The following is a 24,747-nucleotide window of genomic DNA, read 5'->3' on the forward strand; positions in this document are numbered from 1 at the left end:
GGCCGTTCCGAGCACACCCCGAGCGAGGTCAGGGCTCGTGGACCTCGCGCCGGTGGCCGAGGGTCACGACCCGGCCGGTTCGAACAGACTGCTTCGGACCGTCACTTGATCCCGGTGTTCGCGATCCCCTGCGCGATCTGCCGCTGGAAGAACAGGAACAGCACGATCACCGGGATCATCGAGACCACGGACATCGCCAGGATCAGGTTGAACGGGACCACCTCCTGGGCGTTGAAGCGGGCCAGGGCGACCGGGAGTGTGTAGACGTCCTCGCTCTGAGCGACCACGAGCGGCCAGAGGAAGTCGTTCCACCGCCAGATCACGGAGAAGATCGCCACCACCGCGAGAGCGGGCGTGCACAGCGGCAGCACGATCTGCACGAACGTGCGCAGTTCCCCGGAGCCGTCCACCCGGGCCGCCTCGATCAGCTCGTCCGGGATGGTGAGCATGTACTGGCGCAGCAGGAACACCCCGGTCGGGGTGGCCGCGGCCGGGATGATCAGCCCCCAGAGGGTGTTCACCATCCCGAAGCTCGCCACCACCTGGTAGACGGGGATCAGGATCACCTGCAGCGGGATCATGATCGTGGCGAGCGTGAGCAGGAACAGGGCGTTGCGGCCCCGGAAGTTGTACTTCGCGAGCGCGTACGCGGCCATCGAGTTGATCACCAGGGTCAGCAGGGTCGCCCCGATGACCACGATCACGCTGTTGCGCACATAGGTGAGGAAGTCGAACCGGGTGAGGGCGTCGGTGTAGTTCGTCAGTGCCCAGGAGTCCGGCAGGAACGTCGGCGGCACCTGCGCGAGTTCGGTTCGGGTCTTGAACGACCCGAGCACCGTCCACACGATCGGGACCAGCACCACGATCGTGACGGTGCTCAGCAGCACCACCCGCAGCGCGTCCACGTGGGTCCAGCGACGATGGCCCACCGATGTCCAGGTGCGCCTGCCGCTGCCGCCCGGCCCACCACCGGACTCGGTGACGTCGGAGCTCATACCGCCTCCCGCCGTCGGCCGATGAACCAGTTCACCAGGGTGAGGCAGAAGACCGTGACGAACAGCAGCACGCTGCCCGCGGAGGCCAACCCGTACCGGATCGGGGACACGAACCCGTTCTCGTAGATGTACTGGACGATGAGGGTGGTCGCCCCGACCGGCCCGCCGCCGGTGAGCGTGTAGATGAAGTCGAACGCCTGGAACCCGTGGATCGTGGAGAGCACCAGGACCACGAGCAGGCTCGGTTGCAACAGCGGCAGCGTGAGCGAGGTGAGCTGCTGCCACGCCCCGGCGCCGTCCATCCGAGCGGCCTCGTACAGGGACGGGTCGATGCCCTGCAGGCCGGCGAGCAGGATCAGGATGTAGAAGCCGACGTTCATCCAGACGCCCACCACGATCACGCTGATCATGGCGAGGTTCGATTCCACGAGCCAGCCGGTGTCGCCGCCGCCGAACGGGGTCAGGATCGTGTTGACGAGGCCGCCGCGGCGTTCCAGCAGCCAGTTCCAGACCAGGCCGACGACGACCGGTGAGAGCAGCACCGGAAGGAAGAACACGGCCCGGAAGAACGACTTGCCGCGCCCCTGGGCCTGCAGCAGCACCGCGAGCGCGGTGGCGATCAGTAGGCACAGCAGCACGAATGCGAGGGCGAACACGACGGTGTTGCGCACCACTTCCCAGAACTCGTCGTCGGTGAGGATGCGCCGGTAGTTGTCCAGGCCGACCCAGTCGAAGTTCCGGCCGTTGGAGGACTCGTAGAGGCTGATGTTGAAGCCGTTGATGGCCGGCCAGATCGTGAACAGGCCGAAGATGATCATGTTCGGCAGCACGAACAGGTACGGCGCCATCCGCAGCCCGAGCGGGACGCGGCGACGGCGGGGGCCGGCCGGCGTAGGTGCGCCGGCCGGCCGCGTGGTCGCCTGGGCGGGGGTGGTCACGAATCGAGTTCGGCGACGAGCGCCTCGATCTCACCCTGCAGGCCGGTGAGCGCCGTGGGCAGGTCGCTCTGGCCCGCGACGACCTCGTCCATCGCCGTGATCAGGGCCGTCGCCGAGCCGCTGAAGGCGGGGTCGGCGTTCGCGGCGAACGTGACGTCCGGGGTGCGGACCAGATCGGCGAGGAACACGTCCATGTCCGCCTGGCGGTCCGGGTAGGTGACGCCGTCCTCGGCGAGGTCGGCCCGGGTGGGCAGGAAGCTCGACGCGGCGACGAACGCCTCCTGGGACTCGGTGTTGTTCATGAACTCGATAAACGCTGCGGCCAGCGCCGGGTTCTCCGAGGCCGAGAACGCGGCCATGAACTTGCCGCCCGGGAAGCCACCGCACTCGGTGGCGCAGGGGTTCGGCGCGGCGGCCCACTCGAACTCCGCGGCCTGCGCGAACTGGGCCACCTGCCAGTTCCCGGACAGGTACACCGGCACGTCCTGGGCGAGGAAGATCTCGTTCGCGCCGGCGTACCGGGACCCGGAGCCGAGCCAGAAGTCCCGCGGCATCGTGTCCGCGGCCATCATGTCGATGAGCGGGGTGAGCGCCTCCTCGGCGGCGGCGACGTCCAGGCTGGCCTCGCCATCGCTGACGAGCTGGGTGCCGTACTGGGCGAGCACGGTCGAGACGCGGTGCCCGGACTTGTCCATCGCGAACGCGTACGGGGTGCCGGTCGCTGCCTGTACCTCCTGAGCGGCGGCCGTCATCTCCTCCCACGTCCACGGGTCCTCCGGGTCAGGCAGCTCCACGCCCGCCTCGTTGAACAGATCCACGTTGATGAACGGTCCGTTCAGAGTGAGGTCGGAGGGCACGGCGAGCAGCTCGCCGTCGTCGCCGGTCACGGCCTGGACCGGGCCGGGCAGGAACTCCTCGACGTAGTCCTCGCCGAGGTACGGGGCGAGGTCGAGCAGGTCCGCGCGGAAGTCGGTGAGGCCCGTCAGGCGGACCACGTCCGGGGCGTTGCCGCCGGACAGGCGCGCCTGCACGGAGGTGACCAGGTCCGCGTACGGCAGGATCTCCAGCTCGACCGTGACGTCGTACTCAGCCTCGAACTGAGCGATCAGATCCCGGGTGGCCTGCTCGTCGGGTCCGTCGGTGAAGTAGACGTAGCTTAGGGTCTCGCCGGCGAAGTCGGCGGGGTCGGCGGACTCGACCGGGGGCTGGGTGGTGTCGCCCTCGCCGGACGGAGCACCGGGGGCGCAGGCCGCCAGGGCGAGCACCGCTGCCGCACCGAGACCCAGGATCGTCAGCTTTCGACGCGTCATGTGTGTTCGTCCTCCTCCACTCACGCCGACGCCGTCGGCGGCCGATCTGCACTGACCGGTCGTTTCATCGTGGACGCGAACCCGTCGTGATGCAACGCGACCGGGCCCAAACTCCCGGTGAACACCTGATACCGAAACGGTCACGGCGGGCTGCGGGGCGGTCTCATGCGGGAGAGGCGAGCAGCACCATCGCTCTATCGCTCTATACGCTCACGGGGACAGCGCACCGCGCCGCCACCTAGCCAGCAGGGGACCTGTGATGACCGCCCACACGATCATGACCATCTACGGCACGCGCCCGGAGGCCATCAAGGTGGCTCCGGTGATCCGAGCCATCGAGGAGTCGAGCGCCCTCGACTCGGTCACGGTGGTGACGGGTCAGCACCGGGAGATGCTCGACCAGGTCAACGAGATCTTCGGAATCGTTCCCGACCACGACCTCAACGTCTTCGCACACGGGCAGACCCTCAACGCGCTGATGGCGAAGGTCTTCACCGGACTCGACCCCATCCTCGCCCAGGTCGCCCCCGCCGCGGTCCTGGTCCAAGGGGACACCTCAACCGTGGCGGCCGCCTCGATCGCGGCGTTCTACCGCAACATCCCCGTCGTACACCTCGAGGCAGGACTACGCAGCGGCAACATCCAGTCCCCGTTCCCGGAGGAGGCCAACCGCAAGATCACCGGACAGGTCACCTCGCTCCACCTGGCCCCCACCAGCACCTCACGGGCCAACCTCCTGCGCGAGAACATCGACCCGGCATCGATCGCTGTCATCGGAAACACCGTCATCGACGCCCTGCTGCACACCGTGGCGCAGGGGGCGCCCTTCACCGACCCCCGCCTGCAGGATCTCGCCGACGCGGCACAGCCCGTGCTGCTGGTCACGACACATCGCCGAGAGAACTGGGGCGGCGCGATGGAAGGGGTCGGTCGCGCCCTTGCCCGTCTGGCCACGGCACTACCGCAGTACACGATCGTGCTGCCCGCGCACCGCAACCCGATCGTCCGTGAAGCCGTCCTACCCCACCTCGAGGGCCTGACCAACGTCCTGGTCACCGAGCCACTCCCCTACGGAGAGTTCACCAGGCTCCTCGCCCTGTCCACGATCGTGCTCACCGATTCCGGCGGGGTCCAGGAGGAAGCGCCCAGCCTGGGCAAACCGGTCCTGGTCATGCGCGACAACACCGAACGCCCCGAGGCAGTCGAAGCCGGCACGGTCCGCCTGATCGGAACCGACGAGGAGCGCATCGTCACCGAGGTCGCCGCCCTGGCCACGGACCCCACCCACTACGAGTCGATGTCCCGGTCCGTGAACCCCTACGGCGACGGGCACGCGGCCGAGCGAGCCGTCGCCGCCATCGGCACCCTGCTCGGAACCGGGGAACGGCTGCCCGAGTTCACCCCGATCGCCACTCCCTGACCGGAGCCGCGTGCCGGGCGCGGCCACGTCGCCCGTCGATACGCCGGTCAGGTGCGGATCGCCCGACCTAGTGCCGCGTGTCGTTAGTTTTTGAGCACTTTGGTTCTTGAAATGAGGGGGCATGGCGAACCGTCCTGCCCCGGCCTTGGAGTTGCGTGATGGCGACCGGGAGATGTTGGAGTCCTGGCTGCGGTCTCGTTCGGTGAAGGCCGGCCTGGTCAAGCTGGCGCGGATGGTCTTGCTGGCCGCCGATGGTGTGGGCAACCAGGAGATCGCGGCTCTGGTGGGTGCCTCGCGCACGACGGTGATCACCTGGCGTAGCCGCTACCAGGCCCGTGGGGTGTCGGGCCTGGTCGATCACGAACGCTCCGGACGTCCCCGGCAGGTCGATCACGCGGCCGTGGTGACCGCGACGCTGACGCCGCCGCCGAAGAAGCTCGCGGTCACGCACTGGTCGTCCCGATTGCTGGCCGGGGAGCTGGGGATCAGCCATAAGACCGTGGCCCGGGCGTGGAAGGCCTACGGGATCAAGCCGTGGAAGGCGGAATCGTTCCGGTTCTCCACCGACCCCGAACTCGTCGGGAAGGTCAACCGATATCTGCGGGCTCTACTTGGGCACGAGCGCTGACATCCCGGCGAACGCGATCGTGCTGAGCATTGACGAGAAGTCTCAGATCCAGGCCCTGGACCGGACGGTCCCGATCCTGCCGATGCAGCCCGGTCGGATCGAACGCCGTTCGCACGACTACTACCGGCACGGCACCACAACCCTTGTTCGCCGCCCTGGAGATCGCCACCGGCCGGGTGACCGCGGCGCTCAAGCCCAAGCCCCGCCACCAGGAGTTCCTCGCCTTCCTGCGTCAGATCGAGCGGACCTACCGCGACGCCGTCGATGAACAGGGCCAACCCCTCGAGATGCACCTCGTGATGGACAACTACGCCGCCCACAAGCACGCCAAGGTCAAGGCCTGGCTCGCAGCGCACCCGCGGTTCAAGGTCCACTTCATCCCCACCCACGCCTCCTGGATGAACCTCGTCGAGGTCTGGTTCGGCCTGGTCGAACGCCAGGCCGTGCGCCGCGGCGTGTTCAAATCGATCAAGGACCTCAACGGCAAACTCCGCGCCTACATCGAGGGCTGGAACAAACGCGCCCACCCCTTCATCTGGACCAAGACCGCCGACGAGATCCTCACGAAGGCCAACCGTCCAACAACTTCAAATACGCGCCACTAGGATGGCAATCATGCATATCTCGGTGATCGGTTGCGGCTACCTCGGAGCGGTGCACGCGACCTGCATGGCGGAACTCGGACACGACGTGGTGGGGATCGACGTCGACGCCGAGAAGGTCGACCTCCTCAACAACGGCAAGGCCCCGTTCCACGAGCCGGGGTTCGACGAGATCCTCGAGCGTCAGGTCACAGGCGGGCGGCTGCGCTTCTCCACCGACTACGCCGACGTGCGTGGCGCGCAGGTGCACTTCATCACGGTCGGCACGCCGCAGTCCGAGGAGGGCTACGCCGCAGACATGACCTACGTGGACGCAGCGGTCACGGACCTGATCCCGCATCTGGTCGCGCACCCGGACGGGCCCACGGTGGTGACCGGCAAGTCCACGGTCCCGGTCGGCACCGCGGCGCGGCTCGCCGCCCAGCTCGCCGGCTCCCCCGCACATCTGGTCTGGAACCCCGAGTTCCTGCGCGAGGGCTTCGCCGTGCAGGACACGCTCACCCCGGACCGCATCATCTACGGGCTCCCCGCCGACCCGGACGCCGCCGAGGCCGCCGGCGCGGTGCTCGACGCCGTGTACGCCCCGATGCTGGCGGCGGGCATCCCGCGGCTCACGGCGGACTACGCCACCGCGGAACTGGTGAAGGTGGCCGCGAACTCGTTCCTCGCCACGAAGATCTCGTTCATCAACGCGATGGCCGAGCTGTGCGACGCCACCGGCGCGGACGTCACCCTGCTCGCCGAGGCGATCGGGCACGACGACCGGATCGGCCCGAAGTTCCTGCGCGCCGGCGTCGGCTTCGGCGGCGGCTGCCTACCCAAGGACATCCGGGCGTTCATGGCCCGCGCGGGCGAGCTCGGCGTGGACCAGGCACTGACGTTCCTGCGCGAGGTGGACACCATCAACACCCGGCGCCGCACGGCCGCCGTGGAGCTCGCACAGCGGATCCTCGGCGGCTCGCTCGGTGGCAAGCGGGTCGCCGTCCTGGGCGCCGCGTTCAAGCCCGACTCCGACGACATGCGCAACTCCCCCGCCCTGGACATCGCGAACGCCATCGCCGGCCAGGGTGCCCGGGTGATCATCACCGACCCGGCGGCCGGACCGAAGCTCGCGAAGGAACGGCCGGACATGGAGGTGGCCGCGGATGCGTTCGCGGCCGCGAAGGACGCGGACCTGGTGCTTCTGCTCACCGAGTGGCGTCAGTTCCGCGACCTCGACCCGACCGAGCTGCGTGAGGTGGTCGCCTCCCCGCTGATCATCGACGGGCGCAACGTCCTCGACCCGGTGGCGTGGCGGGCCGCCGGGTGGACCTACCACGGGGTGGGCCGCCCGTAACGGGTCGTACTCTCACGTCGAGAGTGACGAAGTGGCAGCCGCCACAGCACTCTCGCCCGCGCGGATGGCTCAGGTCAGCGGCACCGACTCGGCCAACACCGACCAGAACGCGTCGATCATGGCTGTCGGGTGCGGGAAGGACAACGCCTCGTTCGTGAGCAGGACCGCGCTGAGGCCGCGCGCGGTGTCGTTGCGCCAGGCGGAGCCGAGGCCACCGTCCCAGCCGTAACTGCCCACGACCGACGGAGTCGGCGCCAGCGTGACGCCGACGCCCAGTCCCCAGCCCGTGCTCCCGTCCGGGCTCGGGCCGTGGGCGGCGATCTGGGCCTTCGTGAGCCGGTTCGTCGTCATCGCGGCGACACTGCCCGGCAGGAGCACCCGGGTCCGTCCGATCGCGCCGCCGTCGCGGAGCATCGCACCGAACGTCAGGAGGTCGTCGACCGTGGAGACGAGCCCGGCGTCGCCGCCCTCGAACACCGGCGGCGATGCCCACTGCCCGTCCGGGGGGTCGTAGACCCCGACGGTCCCGGTCTCGGGATCCGGCGGCCAGAAGCAGGCACCGAACCGCTCGGACGCCGCGGCGGGAACGCTGAAGCCGGTGTCCCGCATGCCGAGCGGTCCGAGCACCCGCTCGGCCAGCACCGCGCCGAGGGAGGTCCCGGTGGCCCGGGCGATCAGGACCCCGAGCACCTCCGCGCCGGTGTTGTACAGCCACCGCTGTCCCGGCTGGTGCCGTAGCGGGAAGCCGCCGAGGACCGCGAGCCACTCGTCCGCCGGCAGGTGCTGCTGCGGGGCCGGCGGGCCTGTGGCCACGCCGGCCTCGGCCATCGCGGTGTCCAGCGGTGCCGGCGATCCCAACGCGCGGAAGTCCATGCCCTGGCCGAGCTGGAACGAGAGCAGGTCCTCGACCGTGATCGGCCGGCTGGCGGGCTCGGTCTCCTCGAGCGGGCCGTCGGGGCGTCGCAGCACTCGAGGGTCGGCGAGCTCGGGCAGCAGGTCCCCGACCGGCGCGTCGAGCGCGAGGGTGCCGTCCTCCACCAGGGCGAGGGCGGCGACGGCGGTGACCGGCTTGGTCACGGAACTGATCCGGTAGATGGTGTCGGCCGCCGTCGCCCGGCTGTGCTCGGCGTCAAGGCGACCGAGTGCGCCGACCCGGCGCTCGCCGTCGACGTCGATCCCCCAGGTGAGCCCCGGTGGGCTGCCGCCCTCGACGATCGGGGCGAGCGCGGTGGTCAGCGCCTCGGCGGCACGGTCTGCGGTATCGCGGTGGCTCATCGGTTCCCTTCCGGTGGTGTTCGCCCATACGGACCGCCAACCGGGCCGGAACTCATCGCGCGCACCCGGAGCGGTTCCCACCACCGGACGCACCGCGGTCCCTCGACTTAGAACGTGTACGCCAACTTCTTCATACTGTTGCCGACCGGCGCATCCTGCTGGTTCCAGCTGGCGGTGATGACCAACCCCTGGAGGGTGTACTTCCCCGGGTTCCCGGCCTTCGCCGTCAAGGTGCCGTTGACGACCTTGAGCCGGCAATGCTTGCGGATGCGCTCGAGGATCTGCGGGTGCTGGGTCTTGAGTCTCGGGATCCGATCCGCGACCCACGCATCTGACATCTGCAGCAGGGCACCGCCGCCGGCGCCGACGCCTCGGACCGCGAACCGATTGTGGGTGAGTTTGGCCCCCGGACCCTTGGCCTCGACTACGAAGTAGGCCTTCTGCGCCTTCGAGAACCACAGTTGGTCGATGCCCGCGCCGGCCGCGAAGCCGACGAGCATGACGGCATCGGGGATGTACGTCTTGACCTTCTCCGCGGCCACCGCCTCCCCGAGGAGCTCGGTCCGGTGTTGCGCGGTCTGCCTCAGCCTCTTGGACTTGTTCTCGATCGCGGCGTAATGCCTCCCGAGCGGGTCCGCGAGCGCCACCTTGTTCCGCAGACGGAGCAGCAGGACCAACTCGTCCTTTCCCAGATCGTTCATCAGGTTGCGGTGATGGATGGCGGCGTACTTGCGATACCCGTGATACTTACCGGCCATCTTCTTGGACAGAGCGTTCCACTTCTTGCGAGTCACCAGTCTCGCCCGGTCCTTGGAGGTCTTGAGCTCCAGGCGCCCGGCGAGCCCGAGGTCGGGATTTGTGCCCGACGAGAGTTGCTTTCCCCGCTGGACCGCCAGAGTCGCCAGCCGATTGCCGCCCAGCCGTTGCAGTGCCAGGACATCCTGTGGCGTGCGCGGTGCGAGCACGGGCGCCGCTGGCTGCCGTGAGGATCGGCGTGCGGGGCCCGGAACGAGCGTGGTCTCGATCGGGTGCCAGGTTCTCATCACCTCGTCCTACCAACCGGGAGCGGGCACCCCACGGCCCATGGCGCAGCCGGTCGGTCATCGCAACGTGCACGTTCGGGCAGCACCTCGGCTGCGGTCGCGGCGCGTCTTGCCGAGGGCCGCGTCGAACGTGCCCGTCCTCGGCAGGGCGAGCCCACCGCCCCGTGCGGTCTCCCCCGTCGAGCGACATACTGTCGCGATGGACGCCCTCAACGACGCGGTGCTGGCCATCGGCGACTCGTTCTGGACCTGGTTGGTGCTGCCGATCGTGGTGGTCCTCGGCCTGTACTTCACGGTGCGCACCGGTGTGGTGCAGCTGCGGACCCTGCCCCAGATGTTCAGCACACTGACCGATCGCACCCCGAAGGACGACGCCGGCGAGCCGCAGTCCGTCTCGGCGTTCCAGGCGTTCACCGTCTCCGCCGCCTCCCGCGTGGGCGTCGGCAACATCGCCGGCGTGGGAACCGCGATCGCCGTGGGCGGTGCCGGGGCGGTGTTCTGGATGTGGACGATGGCGTTCATCGGCGGCGCCTCCAGCTTCGTCGAGTCCACGCTCGGCCAGCTGTACAAGGTGCGCGATTCCGACGGGTTCCGTGGTGGCCCGGCGTACTACATCGAGCGAGGGCTGAAAGCACGCTGGGCCGGCATCCTGTTCGCCGTCATCCTGATCGTCTGCTTCCCGTTCGCGTTCTCCTCACTCCAGGCGAACACGATCACGGCCACCGTGGCCACCACGATCAGCCCGGATGCGGCCGCGCCCGGTTGGGTGGCACCCGTGGTGGGCCTCGTGCTTGCTGCGCTGACCGCGCTGGTGGTGTTCGGCGGGATCCGGCGGATCGCGAGCATCACGTCCGGCCTCGTCCCGGCCATGGCGCTGCTGTACCTGCTGATGGGCCTGGCGATCGTGGCCCTGAACATCACCAGGTTGCCTGAGGTGTTCGGGTCCATCTACGCGGACGCGTTCGGGGCGAACGAGATCGTGGGCGCGGCCCTCGGCACGATCGTGCTGCAGGGCATCAAGCGCGGCATGTTCTCCAACGAGGCCGGCCTCGGTTCGGCACCCAATGCGGGCGCCAGCGCGGCCGTCACCCACCCGGTGAAGCAGGGTCTGGTGCAGACCCTCGGCGTCTACTTCGACACGTTCCTGATCTGCTCGATCACGGCCTTCATCATCCTGGTCTCCAGCCCGGACCTGGCGAACGCCGAACGCGGCATCAGCCTGACCCAGACGGCCGTGATCGGCAACCTCGGCAGCTGGTCCACCTATCTGTTCGCGCTGATCATCTTCCTGCTCGCGTTCAGCTCGATCCTCGGCAACTACTACTACGGTGAGTCGAACATCGAGTTCATGACCGGCAGCAAGCGGATCCTCACCGCCTACCGCTGCCTGGTGGTCCTGGCCATCCTCGGCGGTTCGCTGGCTGCCGCGGACCTGGTCTGGAACCTCGCCGATCTGGTGATGGGAGCCATGGCTCTGGTGAACCTGATCGCCATCGCCCTGCTCTCCGGGGTGGCCTTCCGCCTGATGCGTGACTACGCCGCGCAACGGCAGGCCGGCCGTGACCCGGTCTTCACCCGAGACCGGATGCCGGATCTGGACGGCATCGAATGCTGGGAGGACGAGCTCTCGGTCACCGGCCCGATCCCGGTGATCGAGGCATCCGCGGCCCGCCAGAGCTGAGTTGACGGCGCTCGTTCGGCAGGCTCAGCCCTTGCGCGAGGACGACCAGAGATCGACCGGCGAGTCGGGCTGCTTCTCACCGAGCACGGACTCGATCGCGTCGAGCTCGTCGCCGGAGAAGTCGAGGTTGTCGAGGGCCCCGAGGCTGTCCTCCAGCTGACCCACGCTGCTGGCCCCGATGAGCACGGAGGTCACCCGCTCGTCGCGCAGACCCCAGGCGAGTGCGAGCTGGGCCAGGCTCTGCCCGCGACCGGACGCGATCTCGTTGAGCGCGCGGATCTTGGCGAGGGCCTGGTCCGTGAGCTGGTTCGGGTTCAGTGACTTGTGCTGGCTTGCGCGCGAACCCTCGGGGATGCCGCCCAGGTACTTGTCCGTGAGCATGCCCTGGGCGAGCGGGGAGAACGCGATGCAACCAGCGCCGACGTCCTCGAGGGCGTCCAGCAGGCCCTCGGTCTCGACCCACCGGTTCAGCATCGAGTAGGACGGCTGGTGGATCAGCAGGGGGGTGCCCAGGTCGGCCAGGATCTGCGCGGCGCGGCGGGTGTCCTCGGGCGAGTAGGACGAGATCCCGGCGTAGAGCGCCTTGCCCTGCTGAACCGCGGTGTGCAGGGCGCCCATCGTCTCCTCGAGCGGCGTGGTCGGGTCGAAGCGGTGCGAGTAGAAGATGTCGACGTACTCCAGGCCCATCCGGGTCAGGGACTGGTCCAGGCTGGCGAGCACGTACTTGCGCGAGCCGCCGCCCTGCCCGTACGGGCCGGGCCACATGTCGTAGCCCGCCTTGGAGGAGATGACCAGCTCGTCGCGGAACGGCCGGAAGTCCGCCGCGAGGTGGCGGCCGAAGTTGGCCTCCGCGGAGCCGTACGGCGGGCCGTAGTTGTTCGCGAGGTCGAAGTGGGTGACGCCCAGGTCGAACGCGCGGCGCAGGATGGCCCGCTGGCGCTCCATCGGCACGTCGTCGCCGAAGTTGTGCCAGAGCCCGAGGGAGATCGCGGGCAGGTCCAGGCCGCTGCGGCCCACCCGGCGGTAGGTGGCGTTGTCGTAGCGGTTCGGCTCAGCGGTGTAGGTCATCGTTCCTTCTTCGGTGAAGCGGGGGCAGGGAGGGCAGGAGCGCGGACGTGCGGGCGTCCGCCCCGGTGTTCGGGTCGTGTACCCACCGTAGTGCCGGTCACATTCCGCGACCGCTCGTCGTCCTCCAGGTGAACCGTCATCCGACGGTGTCATCGCAAGAGGAAGGAACACCCCATGACGTCAGCTCTGGACGCCTTGCGTCAGGACTTCAGCGGGTCGGTCATCGGTCCAGGGATGCCGGAGTACGACGGCGCCCGTCGCACGGCGCTGACCTTCGGCACACCCGACGTGGTGCTGCGCCCGGCCAGCACGGCCGATGTGCGTCGCGCCATCAGGTTCGTCGCCGCGGAACGGATACCGGTTGCGGTCCGCGGGGGCGGGCACGCGTTCGCCGGGTTCGGCACCCTCGACTCCGGTGCCGTCCTCGACCTCTCGAACCTCGCGGACGTCGAGGTCGACGCGGACTCAGGACGGGTGCGCGTCGGCGGCGGCGCGACGTGGGCCCAGGTCGCGAGCGCCCTCGCGCCGCACGACCTGGTCATCTCCTCCGGGGACACCGCGAGCGTGGGGGTCGGCGGTCTGACCCTCTCCGGCGGCATCGGCTGGCTGGTCCGGGAACACGGGCTGACCCTGGACAGCCTCGTCGCGGCCGAGATCGTGACCGCGGACGCAGCGGTCCTCACCGTGGACACCGACCGGCATCCCGAGCTGTTCTGGGCACTTCGCGGCGGGGGCGGGAACTTCGGGGTCGTGACGTCCTTCGAGTTCCAGGCACGACCCGGAGCAGGTCTCCAGTTCGGTCGGATCGCCTTCCCCGCCGACGAGGTGGGCGCCGTCCTACCCGCCTGGGCGGACATCATGCGCACGGCGCCGCACGAGCTGACCTCGATCGTGAACCTCGCCAATCCGTTCGCGGGTGGCCGTGAGGCTCCGGTGGAGGTGGTGGTCGCCGTCCACGGCGAGGACGCGAGCGCGGCCGAGGCGGTGCTCGACCCGATCCGCAGGCTCGGCACCATCGTCGCCGACGACGTCACCCGGCACCGGTACTCGGACATCCTCGTCGACGGAGCGATGCTGCCGCCGGGCCTGCGCATCTCGGCGAGCAATGCCTTCGTCGCCCCGGGTGGGGCGACGGACGCGATGGAGGTCCTCGCCCGCCGGGCGCGAGGCGAGGCACCGCCCGCGATCGCCGTGCGCAGTCTCGGCGGTGCGATGTCGCAGGTTCCGCCGGACGCCACGGCGTTCGGCCATCGGTCGGCGGAGTTCCTCGTCGTCATCGCGGCCGCCGGCCCGGAGGCGGTCGTCGACGCAGCCGCCGGCCGCATCCGGGACATCTGGCGGGACCTCGCTCCGCACGTCGACGGGGCCTACGCGAACTTCCTCGATACGGCGACCGCCGCCGATGTCGAGGCCGTCTACCCGCCCGACACGCTCCGCCGACTGCGCGGGATTAAGCGGACGTACGACCCGGGAAACGTGTTCGCCGGCAACCACAACATCACCCCGGCGCCCGCGAACACCGCCGAACCGGCACTGCGGTAGCGTCGATGACGGCGCACAGCGCGAGCCGGCAGCGAACACCGGCGGCAAGGAGTGGGATGACCGGCGCAGGTACCCCCGGGCAGGAACGGAGCGAAGCGGGCGAGTTCGAGGCGCATCGTCGCTATCTCACGACGGTCGCGTACCGGATGCTCGGTTCGTTCACGGACGCGGAGGACGCGGTCCAGGAGGCCTGGCTGCGCCTTCAGCGGACCGATGCGGCCACCATCGACGACCTCCGTCCCTGGCTCACGCAGGTCGTGAGCCGGATCTGCCTGGACACGCTCCGCTCCCGCGGGCGCCGCCGTGAGGAGCCGCTGGGCTCGGTGCCCGATCACGAGCCGGTGACGCGCGCCGATGACGACCCGGCGGCGCGGGCCGAGATCGCCGACGCGGTCGGCTACGCCCTCATGATCGTGCTGGACCAGCTCTCGCCCGACGAGCGTCTGGCCTATGTCCTGCACGACGTGTTCGGGCTCCCGTTCGGTGAGATCGGCGAGGTCCTCGACCGGACCCCGCAGGCGGCGCGCAAACTCGCGAGCCGGGGCCGGGCCCGGATCCGCGGCACCGAGTCCGGCCGGCAACTGCGCCGCAGCGGCGAGGACCGGGCCCGGCAACGCGCGGTGGTGGAGGCGTTCCTCGCGGCCGGCCGGGACGGCAACTTCGACGATCTGCTTGCGATCCTGCATCCCGACGTGGTGCTCCGGGTCGACCTGAGCCCGGAGGCCGGCGGGGTGCGCATCGTCCGCGGTGCGGCCGAGGTCGCGAGCGGCGCGAAGCGCCACCGCGTGGGCGCCGCGGATCGCGAGTTCCGGATCATCGAGATCGCGGACACCTTCGGCGTGCTCACCTACTCCGGCGGCAGGCCGACCGCGCTCCTGGTCATCACGTCGGAGAACGGCCTGATCACCCACCTGCACGCCCCGGCCTGGCCAGAGTAGCTCAAAGAGGTCTGACGTCGAGCGCGTCGGCAGCAACCAGCCCCGCGGCCCTGATCGCATCCACCACCGGCAGTCCGGTGGCCGCTCGGACCGGCCCGGCCAGGTTCAGCGTGGTCAGACCGGTGCAGGCGAACAGGATCGTCGTGGCGCCGGCGTCCCGAAGCTCGATGGCTGCCTCGACCGCCGCCCGCGCGCCCGCTGCCGTGGTCAGTTCCGTGGTGCGGCGCACCCCGGCAGGCACGCGCGACGCCACGAGCCGGTCGCCGAGCACGGAGGTGACGGACTCGGGCACCTCCTCGGTGATACCGAGGACCCCGACGGCGCCACCCATCGCCAGCGCGATCGCGGCACCCGCCGATCCGGCCCCGATGACCGGAACCTCCACGGCCGCACGGGCCCAGGCGAGCCCCGGGTCGGCGGCGCACGAGAGGATCACCGCGGCGGCGCCCTCGGCCACCAGGGCCCGGGCCGCAGCGGGCATCTTCTGGGCGGCGGCCGCGAACGTGCGGTCGTCGTAGACGCCGTGCGGCTGGTCCGGTAGGCACGCGGTCACGGTGCCGTAGCCGTAGGCCTGCTCGAGGACCCGGCCGTGCGCCTCCAGGAACTGCCAGTCATCGGAGGTCACCACGCGGATCACCCCGACGGTGCGGGGCGCGGTCACAGCACCGCGCCGAGGAGCCTGGCGGCGACGGAGCGGATGGTCACCACGGTGACGTCCGGCCCGACGGCGGAGGTCGCCGCCGCGCGCATGGTCTCGTCGAAGCCCATGCAGTCGAGCACGATCAGGTCCGCCTCCGGAGCGAGCGTCGCCGCCGCTGCGGCGATCGTCTCGACCGGGTCGGTGTACGGGCTCGCTGCGGTGGCCCCGCTCGGGCGCACCCCGATGCTGGCCTCCCAGTGCTCGTAGGCGTCAGCCACCTGCTCGGGCAGCGGGCGCACCACCCCCAGCCGCGCGCCGGCGCCGAACCCGCCGAGCAGGCCCCGGACGCCGTCGTGCGCCAGTCGCTCCACCCCGAAGAGCGGGCGCTCATGCACCAGTGCCGGGAAGAGACCGCCGCACATCAGCAGGCTCAGGTCGGCGCCGTCCCGCTCGGCGCGGGTGACGGCCTCCTGCAGCAGGGGTACCGCCCGGTCGTGACCGAAGACCGCCGAGCCGCCGTCACGCAGGCGCGACGTGAGCGCGGGCTCGCCGGGGCGTGGAGCGAGGGCGGCGATCTGCTCGGCGTCGAGGTCGTCCAGGGCGCCGTACTCGCGGAAATCGTCCGCCGGCAGCACGGGGAGGATCTCGGGGGTGACATCGGTGCGAGGTGCCTGGCCGATGGTGATCAGGGCGAGCGTGGTCATGGTTCCCCTCAGCGTCGGAGCGTGCGGATGAGCCGGTCGAGCAGGTTGCGCCCGTCCACCCGGATTCCGTCGTGCTGGTAGTCGTTGGTGATGATCGGGCGGAGCCCGCGGATGGCCGCGGCGGTGGCCAGGGAGGTCTGCCGCGGGACGAACATGTCGTCGTGGTAGATCGCCGCAGCGACCGGGACGGAGTTCTCGGCCAGCACGTCGGGGTCATACAGCGCGGGCAGGTCCGCACGCCGGGCGAGCAGGTCCGCGGCGTCCCGGAGCGGGACCAGGGCCGGGTCCTCCTCGAACTGCCACGGGTAGATGTGCTCGCCGGTGAATCGGAACGGGGCATCCGGGCCGGCGTCGAGCGCGAACTCGGCGAACTCCGCCCGGACCCGGTCGGCCGCCCATCGCGTGGCGCCGCCGGTGGCCGCACCCTGGGCGTAGATGCTCTCGTGCAGCACGGCGTACAGCGGGCGCGGTGCGAAGCTCAGGGCCCTGCCGACCTCGTCGAGGAAGGAATCGGCCAGCCGACGGGTGCCGTTGACCGTGGTGAACGGCGCCTCCATCCCATAGTGCAGCGAGTCGAAGCCGGTCTGGGTACCGAGGCTGATCCCGAGGGTGCGCAGCCTGCGGGAGCTGAGCCGCTCCCCGGTGGGCAGGATCTCCTCCTCGCCGTCCAGGTGTGCCGCGACCGCCCGGGCGGTCTGCTCGTCCTGCGGGTGCCGGGCGAAGTACTCCCGGTTGCGGCGCGCGGTGGCGGCATACGTGAGCCGGTAGGTCTCCTCGACGGGGGTGCGAAGGCCGGGTAGCCCGGCTGTGATCATGGCCTCCCGTATCCCCGCCGGGGCCTGGGACAGGTAGGTGGTGATGACGAAGCCGCCGAAGCTCTGCCCGAGCAGCGTCCACGGCTCGTCCCCGAGGAGCTCGGTCCGCAGCGCCTCGGCGTCGGCCACGATCGCGTCGGCCCGCAGGTGCGACAGGTACTCGGCCTGCGCCGCCGCGTCGCCGGTGAGGGTCTGCCGGTTCGCCGGCGTCGATCGGCCGGTGCCGCGCTGGTCGAGCAGCAGCACCCGGTAGTCCTCGAGCGCGCGGTCGAGCCAGCCACCGATCGAGTCGGGCCGGTTGGCCCGGTTACCCGGCCCACCCTGGAACCAGACCAGGTACGGACGGTGGGTTCCGCCGTCGCGCACGATCTCGCGGGCGAACACGCTGATGGTGCCGGGCGTGACACCGGTGCGGTCGAGCGGGACGTCGAGCTCGTGCTCGCGGACGTCGTGGCCATCGATCCGGTAGCCCGCCGTGGTCAGGGACATCAGTAGCCCTCGACGCCGAGCCTGCGGCAGATCTCGACGAGCTCGGGATGCACGTAGCGCCCGTCCTCCTCGATCGCGGTGCCGTCCACGAAGATGCTCGGGGCCACCGCGGACCCGTCGCTGTGCGCCGGCGCGACCCACGGCTCGCCGCCGATCCAGGCTCCCTTGGTGCCGATGCCGAACTCGACGCAGCCGAACACCCGCTCGTCCTCGACGATCCGGCCGGTGGACCGGGTCACGCCGGGGTTGTAGCCGAGCGACCAGTGCGCTACCCGGTACATGTTCGGGTCGTTCTGGGCGGCGAGCCAGTTGCGGTAGATCTGGGCGTCCCGGCCCTCGCCGGCCACCTCGGTGACCACACCGTTGGCGACGGTGAGGGTGATCGGGTTCGTGATCAGCCCGTTGTCGTCCGGCGGCCAGGCGGCGCCGTCGAAGACGATCGTGCCGTTCTGGCTCTCCTCGATCGGGTTCCAGGAGATCTGACCGGCGAGCATCACGGACATGCCGGGCTTGTCCGCCGGGATGCCGCGCACGTGGATGGGGCGGTCACCGGTGCGGCCGGTGATGTCCATCCCGTTGGCGGAGGTGATCCGGATCTCCTCACCGGCGCTGAGCAGCTCGACGAGCTTGTCCCCGAGCTCGCGGACGCCGGCGTAGTCGACCTTCGCCACGGTGTCCACGAGCATCTGCACGTCCAGGCCGGTCAGGCAGGTGTAGCGGGTGCCTCGGGCCATCGCGGCGCGGAACGCGTCCGAGTGCATGAGGTAGCCGAGCTGGAGCTCGATCCAGACGTCCGCGCCGAGGGCGGCGCCGGCGACCGGGGCCGGGGGCTCGACCGCGGAGGCCCACCGGGTCTCGTACCGGACGATCACGGGGTGCGCCCCGGCGGCCATCGCCGCGCCGCCGAGCAGATCGGCCACGCGCATGTCCGAGGACGTGTCGGTGGTGATCAGGACGTTCTCCCCCGGCTTGACGCACATGATCTCCTCGATCAGTTTGCGTGCGCCGACCATGGCCTCGAAGGACAGGTACTCGCTGCGGGATTCGATTCTGTTGGTGACCTCCATGGGTCACTCCCTTCGTTTCGCTGGACGCGACGGCGGAACCGTCGCTGGGTTGTCGATGGGCGGGCGTCAGCGGAAGACGCGGCCGAGGGAAGCGAGCGCGTCCCCGGCGATGAGGCCCGCTCCGACGAGGGAGAGCTCCTCCTCCGCCTCGGGGCCCTTGACCTGCCGGACGACCAGGCGGACCGCGAGCGCGCCCGCGACCAGGAAGCAGGCCCACGGCACCGAGAGGAGCAGACCGGTGGCGAGCATGACGCCCATCTGTCGCTTGGGGCCGCCGATGGCCTGGATGAGGGCGCCGGGGATCGCCCAGATCAGCAGGTTGCGCACGGCATCGGGGTCGGTCAGACCGGCCGTGATGGTGTCCGCGTAGACGACCGCCACCGGCGGGATCAGCCCGTCCTCGAAGTAGGAGCGCCACAGCAGCGCGACCACGACGAGCGCGACGACGAACCCGACGATCGCCGAGTAGTACTGCTGGCGACGCCCGTCCCGCTCGTACGCGTCGTACTGCGGGTGACGGGAGTGGACCTTGCGGAGCACCCAGCCCGCCTTGAGGTCGTAGCCCATGTCCGCGAACGCCGGGCCGGTGGCCGCGCAGTAGCCGACCAGCACCACCAGGGGAACCTCCGGGAGCCCGACGACCAGGCCGATCACCAGGAAGATCAGGGTCACCGCGAAGGCCGGGAACCAGCCGGAGTGCATGGCGGCGAGGCCGACGATGATCTCGTGGACGAACGCGGCGAACGCCGCGAACAGGGCCCAGCCGATGATCGCCGGGATGCTCATCTCGGTGATGAGTCCGGTGATGATGGCCAGCAGCACGGCGCCGGCGAGGAACATCACCACGCCGGAGGACAGTGCCCGCCGGAGCTGGCCGGGGGTGACCGAGTCGGCGTCGGCGGGGTCGGCCGCGGCGGGGTCGGCGGCCGCGGCCTTCGCCGCGGTCTCGTCGCCGGCCCGCTGTGCCTTGTTGCGCCGGTTGCTCAGCAGGACCCCGGCCTGGATGAGGGCCACGATGCCGGCGCCGATCATGACGCCGTGCGGGATGAACTGACCGCTGAGGGAGAAGTCCGCGAGGCCGGGCAGCAGGGTGATGAACTGGTTGACGGCGAGCCCGATGGCGAACATCAGCAGGGCGACGACGTTGCCGATCAGCGCGACGCCCGCGGCGGAACCGCTGAGCCCGACCCAGGCCAGTACCGCGCCGACCACGCCGCCACCGGCGAGCACGGCGGCGCGTTTGCCGCCCTTGTCACCGGCCTTGATGGTCTCGGCAGCGGCGATCCCGGGCGGCCACGCGGCAGTGGCCGGCAGGAACCGGGAACCGAAACTGCGGTAGAGCACCCAGGAGTCCACGCCGAGCCCGACGACGGCGCCGATCAGCAGCGGCCAGACGAGGTCGATGCGCCCGTACGCCCAGCCGATCGCCATCGGCGTGAGAAGGGCGTTCGCGGCGCCGAACGTGGCCGAGGAGATCGCGGTCTGGGCCAGGTTCTGCCGGTTCGTGTCGCGGAACTTCCCGAAGAACCCGATGCCGACCCGGCCGATCACCATCGCGATCAGCGCGCCCACCACGGAGGTGTTCGCGGAGATGCCGAGCGTGGTGATCAGGTGCAGACCGATGTAGGCACCGAGGACCGAGAGCAGGACGGTGAGGATGAGCGTGGCGGGCGCGAATGCCCGGGGGTGTACCAGTCGCTCCTCGGTCGCGGTGCTGGGCGTGGGTCGTTCGGCCATGGATGGCCTCCTTCATGGGGGGTGCTTGCCGGGGACGCCCGGTCAGCTCTGGAGGGTCGCTCCGATGTCGCTGGCGGCGTGGCGGACGGCGTCGATCAGCTCTGTGGAGCGATCTGCCATGTACTGCGGGGGGCCGAGGGTGGTCACGGATCCGAAGACCGCGCCCTCGAGGAGGATCGGCGCGGAGATCGCCATGACCCGCTCGTCGAACTCACCGGTCGAGACGGCATACCCGAGGCTGCGGACCTGGTCGTGGCGGGCCTGCAGCGCGGCCACCTCGACCGCCGGCGGGTCCTCGTCGCCGGCGGCGACGAGGATCTCGCGGGCGTCCAGCACCGTCGAGGACGCGAAGATCGCGTGCCCGGTGGCACCGAGGTGACCGGGGTAGGTGCGCCCGAGCGCGGTGTTGTACCGCACCATGCCCGGACCGTCGACGGCCGCCACGGTGCGGTACCGGGCGCCGTCGGGCACGCAGACGACCGTGCTCTCGCCGGTGACGGCCGAGAGCGCGGCCAGGTGCGGCTCGATGCGGTGCCGCACGCCCTCGCTGTGTTCGGCGAGGTGACCGAGCACCACGAGCGCAGGGCCGAGGGAGTACCGGCGGGTGGCCGGATCGAGCACGGTGAACCCCTGGGCGGCCAGCGTGGCGAGTGCCCGCTGTGTCTGGGACTTGTCCAGGCCGAGTTCTCGTGCCAGCTCGGAGACGCCTCGCGTCGGGTTCTCGTGGGTGAAGGCCCGAAGCACTGCGAGCGCGCGGCCGACCGTCTGCAGGTGCCCTGCGTTGGGTGCGGCCATGCGAATCTCCCGTTGCTCATATCGGGTCGAGCGAACCGATAGTAGCAACACTCGCACGAGCATGTAACAACGGGGTTAACGCCGTCGACCGTCCCGGACCCGAGCTCACCGGCAGACGCGGACGGGGCGGGACCGCGAGCGAAACTCGCGCGATCCCGCCCCGTCCCGCGGCAACTGGGCTCAGGCGGTGCCCACGCCCTGCAGGTGCGTGGCATCCCCGTACAGACGCGTCAGGGTCGTGAACTCCTGCTCGTCGCAGAAGGACAGCGAACCGTCGCCGAATCCCTTCGCGACCTCGAGGGCGTACCGGGCCGCGAGCGCGATGTCGACCTCGTGGCTGGCCCCGGTCGCCGAGCCGGCCACCGCCGTGACCGCCGTGAGCGCGACACCCACCACCGGCACCTGTGCGGCCACGGCCGGCTGCAGGATCGAGTTGATGTGATAGAGCCCGTTGGCGTAGGGCGTGATGTCCTGGGTGGACAGCGGGAACACCTGGGCCGGCTCACCGCAGACGCTCTCGTACACGGAGACCAGGTCCGGGCTGACCGGCAGGATGTAGCCCTGCCGCACGGTCGGTGAGATCGCGATGCCGCGGTGGTTGATGACGCGGTTGCCCTTCGTGGTGTCGATCGAGACGATCGCGTCCATCTCCGGCAGCACCTCGTTGTCGTTCATGATGCCCATGTCCACGGGCGAGTCCATGAACGGGACCGGCTCGTGCGGGCGGGTCGGCGCCCACGCGCACACGTGCGTGCCGATGATGACGTCACCGGGCAGCCGGTCGCCCCGGGCGTACATCTCGACCACCTTCGCCGCGGTGGCGAGGGCCGCCGTCGCCCCGTCTCCGTCGGAGACGTACCCGATCCGCTCGGGGCGGGCGCCGATCCCGCCGAGGCGGCCGATCACACCGAGGGTGCGGGCGTCACCGCCGGACGCGCGTCCATCGGTGCCGGGCACGCGGACGGTCACGAAGTCGGTGTGGCCCTTGTCGCCCTGCACTCTCGTCACGTCGATGCCGATCGCCTCGACCGCGTCGCCGGCGAGGTCGCGCAGGTGCGCGGCGACCCGTTCGCCGTCGACGCGTGGGTCGTCGAGGAGGTCGAGGATGGTCAGGACGTGCTTGAGCATGGGGGCTCCTGTTCATCGGTCAAGCGGTTGGCAGCACTGGGCGGTGGGCCCGGCGCGGCCTCAGACTAACCACCCCGATCGGGCCTGATGTTTCGCGCCGGGTGCCGGCGGCCCGGTCGGGGGTGGCACGATGAGCGGGCCCGACACCCACCGAGAGGCGACGATGGAACTCCTGCTGCTGTCCAACTCCACGGCCCCGGGCCGGGGCTACCTCAAGCATGCGCGGGACGCGATCGCGGAGGCGTTCACGGGGGTCTCCCGCATCGGTTTCGTGCCGTTCGCGCTCGCCGACCACGACGCCTACACCGCGCAGGTGCGCCGTGGGCTGTCCTTCCTCGACGCCGAGGTGGTGGGCCTGCACGAACGTCCGGGCGACCCGTTGGCCGGCCTCGACGCGGTGTTCGTCGGCGGCGGCAACTCGTTCCGGCTCGTGGACCAGCTGCAGCGGCGCCGCCTCGTCGAGGCGATCCGGGACGCCGTCACGGGAGGGCTGCGCTACCTCGGTTCGAGCGCCGGCACGAACGTGGCGACCCCGAGCATCCGGACCACGAACGACATGCCGATCGTGGAGCCGGCCTCGTTCGCTGGGATCGGCCTGGTGCCGTTCCAGATCAATCCGCACTACCTCGACCCGGACCCGAACTCGAGCCATCAGGGCGAGACCCGCGACGAGCGGCTGCAGCAGTACCTCGAGGAGAACGACGTCCCGGTGCTCGCGATGCGGGAGGGCACCTGGCTGCGTCGCAGCGGCGCCGCGCTCACCCTCGGCGGCGAGGCCACCGGCGCGCGGCTGTACCGCAGGGGCGAGCCGACGGCGGAGGTCACCACGGGCACGGACCTGAGCGACCTGCTGGGTTGAGTGGGGTCGCCCACACCCCAACGCAATCGGGGCGGACGTGGTGGAGAATGGACGGATGCCTGATGGCCCCCTGATCGTTCAGTCCGACAAGTCCCTCCTCCTCGAGATCGACCACGAACTGGCCGGTCCGTGCCGCCGCGCCATCGCCCCGTTCGCGGAGCTCGAGCGCGCGCCCGAGCACATCCACACCTACCGGCTCACCCCGCTCGGGCTCTGGAACGCGCGCGCCGCCGGCCATGACGCCGAGCAGGTCATCAACACCCTGCTCGAGTACTCCCGCTACCCGGTGCCGCACAACCTGCTGGTCGACATCGCCGAGACGATGTCCCGGTACGGCCGGCTCCAACTGACCACCCACCCTGCGCACGGGCTCGTGCTCACCGCCACCGACGTCCCGGTGCTGGAGGAGGTGCTGAAGTCCAAGCGCACCGCCGGCCTGGTCGGCGCCCGTCTGGACGCCAGCACCGTGGTGGTGCACCCGAGCGAGCGCGGCCACCTCAAGCAGGTCCTGGTCAAGCTCGGCTGGCCCGCCGAGGACCTCGCCGGCTATGTGGACGGCGAGGCTCACGAGATCGGCCTCGAGGAGAACGGGTGGGCCATGCGCACCTATCAGAGCGAGGCCGTCGAGAGCTTCTGGCACGGCGGCTCCGGCGTGGTGGTGCTGCCCTGCGGCGCCGGCAAGACGATCGTCGGCGCCGGGGCGATGGCGCAGTCCGGAACCACCACCCTGATCCTCGTCACGAACACCGTCAGTGCCCGCCAGTGGCGCGACGAGCTCGTCAAGCGCACCACCCTGACCGAGGACGAGATCGGCGAGTACTCCGGCTCCCGCAAGGAGGTCAAGCCGGTCACGATCGCGACCTATCAGGTGCTGACCACGCGCCGGAAGGGCGTGTACACGCACCTGGAACTGCTCGACGCGCGCGACTGGGGCCTGATCGTCTACGACGAGGTGCACCTGCTGCCCGCGCCGATCTTCCGGATGACGGCGGACATGCAGGCACGCCGTCGGCTCGGCCTGACCGCCACCCTGGTGCGCGAGGACGGCCGCGAGGACGAGGTGTTCTCCCTGATCGGGCCGAAGCGATACGACGCCCCGTGGAAGGACATCGAGGCGCAGGGCTACATCGCCCCCGCCGAGTGCATCGAGGTCCGGCTCGACATGCCGCACCACGCCCGGATGGCGTACGCCGTCGCCGAGCCGGAGGACCGGTACCGGATGGCGGCGACGGCGAAGGGCAAGCTGGACGTGGTGCGTCAGCTGGTCGCCAAGCACGACGGCGACCAGATCCTGATCATCGGCCAGTACCTCGACCAGCTCGAGGAACTCGGCGAGAAGGTCGGCGCCCCGGTGATCACCGGCGCCACCACCGTGCCGGAGCGGCAGCGCCTGTTCGCCGCGTTCCGCACCGGGGAGATCACCACGCTCGTGGTCAGCAAGGTCGCGAACTTCTCCATCGACCTGCCCGAGGCGGCCGTGGCGATCCAGGTGTCCGGATCGTTCGGCTCCCGCCAGGAGGAGGCGCAGCGCCTCGGCCGGGTGATGCGCCCCAAGGCGGACGGGCGCACCGCCCACTTCTACGCCGTCGTCACCCGCGACACCGTGGACCAGGACTTCGCCGCCCACCGGCAACGGTTCCTGGCCGAGCAGGGCTACGCCTACACGATCATCGACGCCGAGGACCTCGCCCCGGTCGAGGACGCCGGCTGACGCCTGTCGGCGACACCGGCCGCTCC

20 protein-coding genes and 1 pseudogene are annotated in these 24,747 nt (G+C 70.4%); 8 read left to right on the forward strand and 13 right to left on the reverse strand.

Features of this window, described 5'->3' with window-relative positions:
• Window positions 1-101: 101 nt before the first annotated feature.
• The 3 genes from KCQ71_RS23610 to KCQ71_RS23620 are packed head-to-tail and all read right to left on the reverse strand — an operon-like array spanning window position 102 to window position 3,243.
• Window positions 102-995: a carbohydrate ABC transporter permease gene (locus KCQ71_RS23610; protein WP_223411129.1), complete on the reverse strand. Its 894-nt coding sequence runs from the start codon at window positions 993-995 to the stop codon at window positions 102-104.
• Complete coding sequence (locus KCQ71_RS23615; protein ID WP_223411131.1) at window positions 992-1,933, reverse strand: carbohydrate ABC transporter permease; 942 nt, start codon at window positions 1,931-1,933, stop codon at window positions 992-994. The genes KCQ71_RS23610 and KCQ71_RS23615 overlap by 4 nt, the downstream gene beginning before the upstream one ends.
• A complete protein-coding gene (locus KCQ71_RS23620; RefSeq protein WP_223411133.1) occupies window positions 1,930-3,243 on the reverse strand; it encodes an ABC transporter substrate-binding protein in 1,314 nt (437 codons plus the stop codon). The genes KCQ71_RS23615 and KCQ71_RS23620 overlap by 4 nt, the downstream gene beginning before the upstream one ends.
• Before the next feature lie 259 nt (window positions 3,244-3,502).
• On the opposite strand from KCQ71_RS23620, the gene wecB reads away from it, so the two are divergent.
• The 3 genes and pseudogenes from wecB to KCQ71_RS23635 all read left to right on the forward strand — a co-directional run bounded on the left by wecB (window position 3,503) and on the right by KCQ71_RS23635 (window position 7,229).
• Window positions 3,503-4,663, forward strand: a complete 1,161-nt coding sequence (gene wecB, locus KCQ71_RS23625; RefSeq protein WP_223411135.1) for a non-hydrolyzing UDP-N-acetylglucosamine 2-epimerase — start codon at window positions 3,503-3,505, stop codon at window positions 4,661-4,663.
• Window positions 4,664-4,784: 121 nt separating this feature from the next.
• Window positions 4,785-5,896: pseudogene (locus KCQ71_RS23630) on the forward strand (IS630 family transposase).
• Between the two features lie 10 nt (window positions 5,897-5,906).
• A complete protein-coding gene (locus KCQ71_RS23635) occupies window positions 5,907-7,229 on the forward strand; it encodes a UDP-glucose dehydrogenase family protein (RefSeq protein WP_223411137.1) in 1,323 nt (440 codons plus the stop codon).
• A 69-nt stretch (window positions 7,230-7,298) separates the two neighbouring features.
• Here KCQ71_RS23635 and KCQ71_RS23640 read toward each other — a convergent pair whose 3' ends face one another.
• Together KCQ71_RS23640 and KCQ71_RS23645 are read right to left on the reverse strand one after the other, a co-directional pair.
• Window positions 7,299-8,504 (reverse strand): serine hydrolase domain-containing protein, encoded by a 1,206-nt coding sequence (locus KCQ71_RS23640; protein ID WP_223411139.1) that lies wholly within the window; start codon window positions 8,502-8,504, stop codon window positions 7,299-7,301.
• Window positions 8,505-8,611: 107 nt separating this feature from the next.
• The gene (locus tag KCQ71_RS23645) at window positions 8,612-9,547 is read right to left on the reverse strand and encodes a hypothetical protein (RefSeq protein WP_223411141.1); all 936 of its coding nucleotides are present in this window, start codon (window positions 9,545-9,547) and stop codon (window positions 8,612-8,614) included.
• A gap of 199 nt (window positions 9,548-9,746) precedes the next feature.
• Between KCQ71_RS23645 and KCQ71_RS23650 the strand changes: the two genes are divergently transcribed.
• Window positions 9,747-11,228, forward strand: a complete 1,482-nt coding sequence (locus KCQ71_RS23650) for an alanine/glycine:cation symporter family protein (RefSeq protein ID WP_223411143.1) — start codon at window positions 9,747-9,749, stop codon at window positions 11,226-11,228.
• A gap of 24 nt (window positions 11,229-11,252) precedes the next feature.
• Here the strand turns inward: KCQ71_RS23650 and mgrA are convergent, their stop codons facing one another.
• A complete protein-coding gene (gene mgrA, locus KCQ71_RS23655; RefSeq protein ID WP_223411144.1) occupies window positions 11,253-12,296 on the reverse strand; it encodes an L-glyceraldehyde 3-phosphate reductase in 1,044 nt (347 codons plus the stop codon).
• A 174-nt stretch (window positions 12,297-12,470) separates the two neighbouring features.
• Here mgrA and KCQ71_RS23660 point away from each other — a divergent pair, with 174 nt between their 5' ends.
• Together KCQ71_RS23660 and KCQ71_RS23665 are read left to right on the forward strand one after the other, a co-directional pair.
• Window positions 12,471-13,838 (forward strand): FAD-binding oxidoreductase, encoded by a 1,368-nt coding sequence (locus KCQ71_RS23660; protein WP_223411146.1) that lies wholly within the window; start codon window positions 12,471-12,473, stop codon window positions 13,836-13,838.
• A 56-nt stretch (window positions 13,839-13,894) separates the two neighbouring features.
• On the forward strand, window positions 13,895-14,776 hold the full coding sequence (locus KCQ71_RS23665; protein WP_223411148.1) for a sigma-70 family RNA polymerase sigma factor: 882 nt from the start codon (window positions 13,895-13,897) through the stop codon (window positions 14,774-14,776).
• Between the two features lies 1 nt (window position 14,777).
• Here the strand turns inward: KCQ71_RS23665 and KCQ71_RS23670 are convergent, their stop codons facing one another.
• The 7 genes from KCQ71_RS23670 to KCQ71_RS23700 all read right to left on the reverse strand — a co-directional run bounded on the left by KCQ71_RS23670 (window position 14,778) and on the right by KCQ71_RS23700 (window position 22,151).
• Complete coding sequence (locus tag KCQ71_RS23670) at window positions 14,778-15,437, reverse strand: aspartate/glutamate racemase family protein (RefSeq protein WP_223411156.1); 660 nt, start codon at window positions 15,435-15,437, stop codon at window positions 14,778-14,780.
• On the reverse strand, window positions 15,434-16,120 hold the full coding sequence (locus KCQ71_RS23675; protein ID WP_223411158.1) for an AroM family protein: 687 nt from the start codon (window positions 16,118-16,120) through the stop codon (window positions 15,434-15,436). Before KCQ71_RS23675 ends, KCQ71_RS23670 begins: the two co-directional genes overlap by 4 nt.
• Before the next feature lie 8 nt (window positions 16,121-16,128).
• Window positions 16,129-17,424 (reverse strand): alpha/beta fold hydrolase, encoded by a 1,296-nt coding sequence (locus KCQ71_RS23680; protein WP_223411160.1) that lies wholly within the window; start codon window positions 17,422-17,424, stop codon window positions 16,129-16,131.
• Window positions 17,424-18,491, reverse strand: a complete 1,068-nt coding sequence (locus KCQ71_RS23685; RefSeq protein WP_223411162.1) for a 2,5-dihydroxypyridine 5,6-dioxygenase NicX family protein — start codon at window positions 18,489-18,491, stop codon at window positions 17,424-17,426. The genes KCQ71_RS23680 and KCQ71_RS23685 overlap by 1 nt, the downstream gene beginning before the upstream one ends.
• Before the next feature lie 66 nt (window positions 18,492-18,557).
• Window positions 18,558-20,228, reverse strand: a complete 1,671-nt coding sequence (locus KCQ71_RS23690) for an OPT/YSL family transporter (RefSeq protein ID WP_223411164.1) — start codon at window positions 20,226-20,228, stop codon at window positions 18,558-18,560.
• A gap of 42 nt (window positions 20,229-20,270) precedes the next feature.
• Complete coding sequence (locus KCQ71_RS23695; protein ID WP_223411165.1) at window positions 20,271-21,023, reverse strand: IclR family transcriptional regulator; 753 nt, start codon at window positions 21,021-21,023, stop codon at window positions 20,271-20,273.
• A gap of 180 nt (window positions 21,024-21,203) precedes the next feature.
• Complete coding sequence (locus KCQ71_RS23700; RefSeq protein WP_223411166.1) at window positions 21,204-22,151, reverse strand: DUF1177 domain-containing protein; 948 nt, start codon at window positions 22,149-22,151, stop codon at window positions 21,204-21,206.
• Window positions 22,152-22,281: 130 nt separating this feature from the next.
• Between KCQ71_RS23700 and pepE the strand changes: the two genes are divergently transcribed.
• Both pepE and KCQ71_RS23710 read left to right on the forward strand, forming a co-directional pair.
• A complete protein-coding gene (gene pepE / locus KCQ71_RS23705) occupies window positions 22,282-23,010 on the forward strand; it encodes a dipeptidase PepE (protein WP_223411167.1) in 729 nt (242 codons plus the stop codon).
• Between the two features lie 55 nt (window positions 23,011-23,065).
• Window positions 23,066-24,721 (forward strand): DNA repair helicase XPB, encoded by a 1,656-nt coding sequence (locus KCQ71_RS23710; protein WP_223411168.1) that lies wholly within the window; start codon window positions 23,066-23,068, stop codon window positions 24,719-24,721.
• Window positions 24,722-24,747 lie beyond the last annotated feature (26 nt).

It is taken from the genome of Occultella gossypii, from assembly GCF_019947135.1.
In the GTDB taxonomy this organism is placed as follows: Bacteria; Actinomycetota; Actinomycetes; order Actinomycetales; family Beutenbergiaceae; genus Occultella; species Occultella gossypii.